Below are 1,838 nucleotides of genomic sequence, written 5' to 3'. Positions count from 1 at the left end.
ACTTGCAGGCCTCTGGGTTTTCTTGCAAATGTGCGAAGTATTAAATACTTACACGACAGAGGAAATCAACAGGATGAAAGAATTGGCCCGTTCATTTTTTGCTCAATATGTGTAGATACCCATGCTTAGGTGTCTTAGGGTCGGTTTTAGAGTCTAATCGAGGTGAAGCTCTTGAACATATAAAAAGCATTAGCGTCATAAAATATGTAAAGATTATTATATTTTCCATTCTACTTTTTTTATCATTTCACATTACCTTAGGAAAGGTTGGTAAGCCATTTTCATTAATTATGTTGATATTATTTTCCAGCATATTAATCACCAAATCTTATAGCTTACATGATAATAAAAAGACGACATACCTCAATGAAGAATACTCAAAAACAATCCATCATGAAGTGTGGTTTAGTTTTTTAGGGTTAATTACAGTTATTAAACCTATTTCTTTATATTATGAACTGTCTCTTCTCGAAGGGGGAAAATCAGTAATCTCTTCAAAATGGGAGAATGTTCATACAAATAATGTATTAAAGGATATTTACATCGTAAATATTGGTGAATCTGTTATTAAAAATCACTTCCCATCGTATAACGAAGAGAATGGAAAGATAAAAGGAGCAGCCATATTTAATGGTGTTATTTCCCCATCCGTTGTTACATATTTCTCAGTCCCTCGAATATTATCAAAGAGCCTAGATGTAAACAGGCATGATAAAAACTTAAATGTGATAGATCTTGCTAATGATGCTGGAATGAAAACTTATTGGATATCAAATCAAGCTAAGATCGGGCAATACGAGACACAGGTATCCGCAATCGCGAGTAGGGCACATTACCAATATTATAAGAATACGTCTTATGATAAAGCTGAACCCGATAACATTCTCCTACCAGAAGTGATCAAAGCGATTCGTGAAGAAACTAAAAAACCGAAAGTCATTTTCATTCATACCATGGGGTCACACTATGACTTTTGTAAGAGATTTGATGGGGAGGTTTCACTAAAACCCTCAGATAACAAGTACCTAGTATGCTATTCAAAATCAGTGGCTTATGGCGTTGCTTTTATAGAAAAGCTTAGAGATCTACTCACAATGCATGATAAAACATATAAAATCATTTATTTTTCTGACCATGGCCTAACGTCTGTAAATGCTCCCCCATATTTGATTCACGGCACTGGATCACACTTTTCAAGGCAGGCAGTAGAAGTACCTTTTATAGCAATGAGTAATGATCCACAAGAAACGAAAAGACATTCGGTCAAATACAATCTGAGAGACTTTTCAGACACATTTGCGCAATGGGTAGGAATATATTCAGAACAGACAGAGCATCACAAAAGTATCTTCAATACCAAGTACATAGGAAAGGAGTATGACTCAGTGTTAACGAGTGAGTTTAAGGTAAGAAAAATCGACTAAACGAACAACTGATACAGAAGGTTATGAACACCATAAAGTTACTTAGTAAGTAACCTTCTCTGCACATCAAATTACCTCTTATTTAGCACTATGTAAGCTGATGTCAGCTCTATTTTGCTTATTCAAGAACTTCATCAACCTTGTTAGCAAACAGCCTAATGAGATGATTTAGGAAACTCTGACAGTATCCACAAGTAAATTAAGTGAGTGTGCAAATATTTGGATGATACATAATGATTTGAAACAGATAAGAAAAAAGCCCGCTGATTTCTCAGCGGGCTTTTCAATAGTGGTGGAGGGATAGGGATTTGAACCCTAGAACCGCTATTAACGGTTGCCGGTTTTCAAGACCGGTGCTTTCGACCACTCAGCCATCCCTCCAACAAATTGTCATCAATAGATTAGTACACTAAT

Annotated in this window: 1 protein-coding gene and 1 tRNA gene; one reads left to right on the top strand and one right to left on the bottom strand. The window is 35.7% G+C overall.

Annotated elements, in window-relative coordinates; all coding sequences use genetic code 11:
• The first annotated feature begins 290 nt into the window (after window positions 1-290).
• The gene (locus H5300_RS26515) at window positions 291-1,424 is read left to right on the top strand and encodes a sulfatase-like hydrolase/transferase (protein ID WP_259397968.1); all 1,134 of its coding nucleotides are present in this window, start codon (window positions 291-293) and stop codon (window positions 1,422-1,424) included.
• 290 nt (window positions 1,425-1,714) lie between these two features.
• Here H5300_RS26515 and H5300_RS26510 read toward each other — a convergent pair.
• Window positions 1,715-1,805 (bottom strand) — tRNA-Ser (locus H5300_RS26510).
• Window positions 1,806-1,838 lie beyond the last annotated feature (33 nt).

This window comes from Vibrio sp. SG41-7 (genome assembly GCF_014164465.1).
Classification (GTDB): Bacteria; Pseudomonadota; Gammaproteobacteria; order Enterobacterales; family Vibrionaceae; genus Vibrio; species Vibrio splendidus.
The sequence above is the reverse complement of the archived record's forward strand: the minus strand, read 5'-3'. Positions and strand labels throughout refer to the sequence as shown.